The sequence below is a fragment of the Nonomuraea sp. K271 genome (assembly GCF_009908215.1).
GTDB lineage: Bacteria > Actinomycetota > Actinomycetes > Streptosporangiales > Streptosporangiaceae > Nonomuraea > Nonomuraea longispora.
The window spans coordinates 1-7,107 of sequence record NZ_JAAAHR010000274.1; the positions used below are offsets into that span (position 1 = coordinate 1).

Below are 7,107 nucleotides of genomic sequence, written 5' to 3' on the forward strand. Positions count from 1 at the left end.
CTGGCCACCAGCCCCCGCCGCAGGACCAGCAGCAGAACTGGCAGCCGCCCACCGGGCCCCGTCAGGCCGGCGACCAGCAGCGCAAGCCGTTCCCCATCGGCCTGGTGGCCAGCGTGACCGCCGTCGTGCTGCTGTCGGGCCTCGGGCTGTGGGGCGCGAGCCACTACTCCGCCAACGTGTCGTTCTCGCCGATCGCCGCGGCGAGCGACGAGCCGGCGCCGGGCGAGGTGTCCTCCTCCGCGGGGTCCGCGTCCGTCGTGCCCACCCAGCCGCGGGCCGAGGTGACCGCGCCCTGGGCCACCTCGACGCCGAGCCCCGATGAGAACGGCGTGGGCCCGATGACCCTCCCGACCGACGCCACGACCGCGGCCCCGACGGAGGTCCCGGTGCTCACGAGCGTGCCGACGCCGCCGCAGGTCACCACGCAGCCGGTGCCCGTCCCCACGGTCACGACCGCCGCCCCGACGGCCACCACGCCCAGGAAGACGCCGAAGCCGAGGGCCACGGTGACCAGGACCGTCCGCCCGAGCCGTACGGCCACGCCGACCCCGACGCCCAGCAAGTCCGCGACGCAGAAGCCGACCCAGGAGCCCACCCAGGAGCCCACGCCGGAGCCGGAGCCGACCAAGACGAAGGCCCCGACAAAGGCCCCGACGAAGGCCCCGGAGGAGCCGAAGCCCACGAAGTCGAGCGCCAAGCCGGTGGCGAAAAAGAACCCTTACACCGCCACCCAGGTGTGCGGCAGCGGGTACGCAGTGCAGCGCAGCAGCTCGTTCGAGGGCGGCACGACGTACCAGCTGTGGAGCAACAGCGCCGGGCAGAACTGCGTGGTCACCCTCAAGTCCGGCGCCGACGTCGGCAAGTCCACGAAGGTCAGCGCCACGCTGGAGGTCAAGGGCGGCAGCAGCAAGACCGACTCGGGCAACTTCGAATATTACGCGGGCCCGGTCAAGCTGTCCGCCAAGGGCAAATGCGTGCGCTACTCCGGCAGCACCTCCCACGGCAGCACCAGCGCCGACTGGGCCAACTGCGGGTAGCGGACGATCACCCGGCCGCCCGCGCGTGCGGGCGGCCGGAGCTCAGTAGCCGCGGTAACCCTCGCCGGTCTTCATCCCGACGACGCCGGGCACCGCGGACACCGAGCCGTAGCGGTCGATCGCGTAGCGCACGCCCGCGATGATGTTGTCCACCGGGTTGTAGATGTCCTTGTGCCCGGCCAGCGAGTGGGCGTTGAAGGTCGGGTCGATGGTCTGCATCAGGCCCTTCGACGGATGGCCCGCGGAGGCGTTGGAGTCCCACAGGTTGATCGCGTGCGGGTTGCCGCCCGACTCGTGCTGGATGATCATCCAGATGTCGTTGGGGTTCATCTTGTCGACCGGATAGCCGTGCTCGCGCAGGATCTCGATGGCCTGCTCGATCCACTCCTTGACCCGGCCCGTGGGCGCCGGGCCGCCGCCCGCCGGAGGCAGGCCGCTGGGGCCGTACCCGCCGGGCGTCATGGGGCTGCCGCCGGTCCCGCCGGTGGCGCTCTGCGCCGTGTAGCTCTCGGTGCGCTGCCAGTCGAGCTTGTGCCCCGGCCCGGGCGTGAACTCCTGCTCCCCGGCCGGATGAATCTTCGCGAACGTGTTGGTGCGCTCGCTCAGGTACCTGGCGATGTCGTCCTTCGCCCCGGTGACCGCCTCCTTGGCCTCGCGCACCGGCGTGCGCGCCTCCTCGATCGCCTCGGTGACCATGGCGCCGATCTCCCGGTCGAGGTCCGCCTGCTCGGCGTCCGGGTGGTTGTCCCGGTACGTGTTCGCGCGCGTCAGCAGCCGGTCGCAGATGCCGTTCACCCTGCGCTTGGACGACTCCAGCGCGTTGGCGGCGCTGTCCAGTGACGACGCGCAGTCGATCAGCGCGTCATTCAGGTCCTGTCCCGCTTTGCCGTAGTCGCGCATGTACGTCACGAACGCGTCCGCCGAGCCGCCTTCCCAGGCCAGGTCGACCGTGGCCACGGCGGCCCCGAGCGAACCCGTGTTGCCGAGCACCTTGCCGGCGGCCGAGCGCCAGCGCCGGGCGATGCCGCGGATGGACTCCGGGTCGCCGTTCACCTTGTCGGCCATGTTCGCCAGCTGGTTACCGTTGGGCAGGCTGCGGATTCCTTCGGGGGCACTCATCCGGGGTTGTTCGCTCTCCGTACGTTGTCCTGCACCAGGTCGAGCGCTCGTTCGACGCCGCTCACCAAGCTCTTGGCCTTGCCGAACTCGCTGTCGGCCGCCAGCTCCACGTCGCGCACGGCGTCCGCCAGCGCCGACGAGTCGCTCAGCCGGCCGAAGATCGTCGAGTCGGGTCGCTCATGGGGGTAGGCTTCGGCCAGGTCGAGGAACTTGCCGGCGACCGTCCTGGCCGACGTGCGGCAGTCGTCGAGCGCGTCGAAATGGATGTCAAGTCCTGCCATGTCAGTCCTCCGCCGGTGGCCAGATCGCTGTCTGCGTCAGCCGCGCGCCCAGCCGTCTGTCCACGAAGAAGCCACGTCCGGGCGGCTGCGGCTGCGCCCGGACGTTGCCGAACAGGAAACCCTCGTCCTTGCTACCGGAGAGCACCACCGCGGGGCTCGCCAGGTCCTTGACCCGCTGGATCATGGGGTCGAACATCGCCCGGCCGAGGCCGCCCATCGCCCGCGCGAGGATCAGGTGCAGGCCGATGTCGCGGGCCTGCGGCAGCAGCTCGGCCAGCGGCGCCAGCGGGTTGCTCGACGTGGCCACCAGCTCGTAGTCGTCTACCACGATGTAGAGGTCGGAGCCCTTCCACCAGTCGCGCGCCCGCAGCTGGTCGGGCGTCAGGTTCGCCGGCGGGAGCCGCTTGAGCAGCGCGTTGCGCGCGTCGTCGATGAGCTCCTTCGCTGCCGAGGCGGAGGCGGCGTAGCCGATGCGGTTCTCGCTGACGGCGGTGTCGAGCAGTGACCGCCGGTAGTCGATGACGATCAGCATGGCCTCGCTCGGGGTGTTCCTGGCCACGACGTTCTCGGCGATCACCTTCAGCAGGTTCGACTTGCCGCTCTCGGTGTCGCCCACGACGACGAAGTGCGGGTCGGCCTCGAAGTCGAGCAGCACGGGGGAGAGCGTCGCCTCGTCCACGCCGATGGCGATGCGGTTCTTGCCGGTCTCCTCGACTCCGGGCAGCGAGGCGGCGGGCAACATCGAGGGCAGCAGCCTGACCCGCTTCGCGGGCCGGCCGCGCCAGGACTCCCTGACCGCGCGCACCAGGGCATCCACCCCGGCGGACAGGTCCTCGGGGTCCTGCACGCCGTCGATCCGCGGCAGCGCGCTGAGGAAGTGCAGCCCGTCCCTGGTCAACCCGCGCCCTGGCACGCCCTCCGGGACGGCCAGCGACTTCTTCCTGTTGATCTCGGACTCGTACGCGTCGCCGAGCTTCAGTTCGAGCCGGGTGCCGAACAGGTCACGGATGCCGGGCCGGAACTCCGACCACTTGTTGGTCGCGGCGATCACGTGGATGCCGTAGCCGAGCCCGCGCGCCGCCAGGTCGGTGATCATCGGTTCGAGCGCCTCGAAGTCCTGCCTGATCGTCAGCCAGCCGTCCACCACGAGGAAGATGTCGCCCCAGCCGTCGGGTTGCACGGAGCCCTCGGCCAGGCGCCTGCGGTAGGTCGCCATCGAGTCGATGCCCTTCTCGGTGAACTCCCGCTCCCGCTGCTGCAGCACCGACGCGATCTCGGCCACCGTACGGCGTACCCGCTCGCCGTCGAGCCTGCTGGCCACGCCGCCGACGTGCGGCAGCCCCTCCAGCGAGGCCAGCGCGCCGCCGCCGAAGTCGAGGCAGTAGAACTGCACCTCGGCGGGCGTGTGCGTGAGGGCCATGCTGGCGATGAGCGTGCGCAGCGCCGTGCTTTTGCCGCTCTGCGGCCCGCCGGCCACGCCCACGTGTCCCGCAGCGCCGGACAGATCCAGCCAGTACGGGTCCCGCCGCTGCTCGAACGGCCGGTCGATGACACCCGCCACGGCCTGCAACCGGCCACGGCCCGGCCAGCCGGGCGTCGTCAGCCCCAGCTCGGGACTGATCGACAGCGGCGGTAGCAGGTGGGCCAGCGTGGGCGGCTCCTCCAGCGGCGGAAGCCAGATGCGGTGCGCGGGGGGCCCGTGCCCGGCCAGGCGTTCGACGACGATGTCGAGCAGGGTCTCCTGCGAGGAGTTGTCCTCCTCAGGGGCGGGTTCGGCATCCTGCGGCTCGTCGACGAGGGGGACGGGCACGAACTCGGTGCTGTACTCGACGACCTCCCTGATAGGGACCGAGCCGTCGGGCGAGGCCACCTGCCGGCGGTCGGCCTGGTACGGGCCGGACACGTACGCGGCCTTGAACCGCGTCATCCCGGTCGTGTCGAACTTCAGGTAGGCGTTGCCCGGCGCCGACGGCAGCTCGTAGGCGTCGGCGACGCCCAGCACCACGCGGCTCTCCATGGCGGAGAACGTCCGCAGGCCGATCCGGTACGACAGGTGCGTGTCGAGCCCGCGCAGCCGCCCCTCCTCCAGTCGCTGCGAGGCCAGCAGCAGGTGCACGCCCAGCGACCGGCCCAGCCGGCCGATCATGACGAACAGGTCGATGAACTCGGGCTTGGCCGTCAGCAGCTCGCTGAACTCGTCGAGGACCACGAACAGCGTGGGCATCGGCTGCAGGTTTGCGCCCTGCTCGCGGGCGCGTTCGTAGTCGCGCAGGGAGGCGTAGTTGCCGGCCGCGCGCAGCAGCTCCTGCCTGCGGACCATCTCGCCGTGGAGTGCGTCGTGCATGCGGTCGACGAGCGGCAGCTCGTCCTCCAGGTTGGTGATGACCGCGGAGACGTGCGAGAGGCTGTCGAGGCCGAGGAAGGTCGCGCCGCCCTTGAAGTCGACGAGCACGAAGTTGAGGATCTCCGAGGAGTGTGTGACGGCCAGGCCCAGCACCAGCGTGCGCAGCAGCTCCGACTTGCCGGAGCCGGTCGCGCCGATGACCAGGCCGTGCGGCCCCATGCCGCCCTGTGCCGACTCCTTGATGTCCAGCTCGACCAGCCGCCCGTCTGCGCCCAGCCCGATCGGGACGCGCAGCCGGTTCCTGCCCGCGCGCGGCCGCCAGCTGTGTGCGGGATCGAGCCGGGTGGGGTCGCCGACGCCGAGCAGGTCGGTCAGTGTCGTGTTGGTGGCCAGCACGTCCTGCGCCTCGCTGCCGGTGGCCGTGGAGGCCCGCAGCGGGGCGAGCTGGCGGGCCAGCCCTTCGGCCCTGAGGTAGTCGAGCGCGTCGGGGTCGCCGAGCCGGTTGGTGCTCTCCTTGCCCGCATGGTCGATCTTGACCATGTGGAAGCCCTCTTGGTTGATGCGCAGCCGCAGCGTGCTGCGCTCCTCGACCACGCCGGCCGAGTCGGACAGGTCGATGACGGTGACGCCGTCGATGGCGTCCGCGCCGAGCTGCGAGTCCTGCGGCACGTGCCCACCGTCCAGGATGAGCACGTGGTACGGCAGCGCGTCCGGCGACGCCCCTGGCCGGAACCTGGCCCGCTCCTTGAGTTCGCCGCCGAGCAGTTGGTCGAGCTGGGCCAGGTTCTCGGCCATGAGCCTGACCTGGCCCGCGCCGTCGGTCTCGTCGGGATGCAGCGCGTGCGGCAGCCACTTGACCCACTCCCAGTGGCTCATCCACTGCTTGCTCGCGCACACCATGATCCGCATGTCGTCCGGCGAGTGGAACACCACCATCTGCGCCACCATCGCCCTGACCAGGTCACGGACCATCGGGAGGTCGCCGTCGAACTTGATCCTGGCGAACGAGTGCAGCGCCACGGCGACGGGCAGCTGCGAGACCGTCGAGTGCGTGCGGATGAACCTGCGCAGCGCGCCGGCGGTGAGCGCGTCCAGGTCCTCGACCGGTTTGGAGTCCGGCGGGATGAGCTGGACGGCCAGCTTCTGGATGCCGGTGCCCAGGCGTACGGTGCTGAAGTCGTCGTCACGGGGGCGGCGCTCCCACAACCTGGGACCCATGGCGGTCCACCAAAGCGTGTCGGGGGCCGGTCCGCTCCATTCGAGGGCCTCGCGCTGCTGGATGGCGGCCCTGCGCACCTTCTTGCGGATCTGGGCGAGGTAGCGGAAGTAGTCGCGGCGGGCGCCGTTGAGGCGGTTCTTGCGCTCGCCCGCCTGGCGGCCGATCTGCCCGAGGGTCATGCCGACCATGGAGAAGGCGAACAGGCCGCTGGCGACGTACATGATGGGGTTGGCGCGGGTGCCGCCGGCGGTGAACATCAGGCCCATCGCCGCCGCGCCGGCCACCATCGGCAGCCAGGTCAGCACGGCCATCATGCCTTGCGACTGGACCTCGGGGATCTCCGGCGGTGGCTCCAGGAGGATCTCACCACGCGGAGGCTTCGGGCTCGGGCGGCGCTCCGGGCGCCGGACAACGACGATGCTCACCCTTGTGACAGGCCCTTCTGTTCCTGCGGATGTCCCTTCTTACCAGATGCGGCAAACGTCCGAGTTGGGGTCGGAGTCAACTTACGCTGGATATGTTGGTTCCCGTGACATCTCTGGCGGAAATCCCGTTCGCACAACAGGGCGGTCTGCACCAGATACCCGCCCCGCTTCCTCCGTTGTGCCACGTCACCGTGGTCGGGCCGCGCAAGCGGGCCGATCTGGCGCTGCCTGCCGACATCCCGCTGCCGCACGTCCTTCCCGGACTGCTGCGCGCCATGGGAGAGCTGGGCGGTGAGGCCGCCGCCGGTCCGGGCTGGACGCTGCAGCGGCTCGGTGGCGCGCCGTTCGATCTCGGGCAGAGTCTCGGCGCGCTGGGCGTGCTCGACGGAGAGATTCTCTACCTGCGACCGCGCGAGGTGGCGTTGCCGCCCGCGCGCTTCGACGACGTCGCCGACGTGGTGGCCACCGGCGTGCGCGAGGGCAAGGGCAAGTGGGACGGCGCCCACACGCGCATGCTGGGCGGGGGTGTCGCCTGCGGCCTGCTCGCCGCGGGGGCGGCGGTGCTGGCGTTCGGCGGCCTGAACCCGCTGCTCACCGCGATCGTGGCGGGCGCGCTGGCGCTGCTCCTCGTGGGGGTGGGGGTGGCCGTGTCGAGGGCGGTCGGCGACTCCGGGGCCGGCGC

Annotated in this window: 4 protein-coding genes and 1 pseudogene; 2 read left to right on the forward strand and 3 right to left on the reverse strand. The window is 71.0% G+C overall.

The window, feature by feature from the left end; all coding sequences use genetic code 11:
- Positions 1–1,037, forward strand: a pseudogene (locus GUY59_RS45135) (serine/threonine protein kinase); the annotation flags it as partial.
- A gap of 42 nt (positions 1,038–1,079) precedes the next feature.
- On the opposite strand, the gene GUY59_RS45140 reads toward GUY59_RS45135, so the two are convergent.
- From GUY59_RS45140 to eccCa, 3 genes are read right to left on the reverse strand one after another with little or no spacing between them, the layout of a single operon-like run.
- Complete coding sequence (locus GUY59_RS45140) at positions 1,080–2,156, reverse strand: transglycosylase SLT domain-containing protein (protein ID WP_138208431.1); 1,077 nt, start codon at positions 2,154–2,156, stop codon at positions 1,080–1,082.
- On the reverse strand, positions 2,153–2,437 hold the full coding sequence (locus GUY59_RS45145; protein WP_138208430.1) for a hypothetical protein: 285 nt from the start codon (positions 2,435–2,437) through the stop codon (positions 2,153–2,155). The genes GUY59_RS45140 and GUY59_RS45145 overlap by 4 nt, the downstream gene beginning before the upstream one ends.
- Before the next feature lies 1 nt (position 2,438).
- Positions 2,439–6,425 carry a type VII secretion protein EccCa gene (gene eccCa, locus GUY59_RS45150; RefSeq protein WP_138208429.1) on the reverse strand — a complete coding sequence of 1,329 codons (3,987 nt, stop codon included), beginning with the start codon at positions 6,423–6,425 and terminating at the stop codon, positions 2,439–2,441.
- A 104-nt stretch (positions 6,426–6,529) separates the two neighbouring features.
- Here eccCa and GUY59_RS45155 point away from each other — a divergent pair.
- Positions 6,530–7,107, forward strand: a 578-nt coding sequence (locus tag GUY59_RS45155) for an EsaB/YukD family protein (protein ID WP_330849306.1), incomplete at its 3' end; no start/stop codon positions are given.

Coding starts and splice junctions, on each gene's coding strand:
- GUY59_RS45140 (WP_138208431.1), bottom strand. CDS start 2,156: ATGAGTGCCCCCGAAGGAATCCGCAGCCTGCCCAACGGTAACCAGCTG.
- GUY59_RS45145 (WP_138208430.1), bottom strand. CDS start 2,437: ATGGCAGGACTTGACATCCATTTCGACGCGCTCGACGACTGCCGCACG.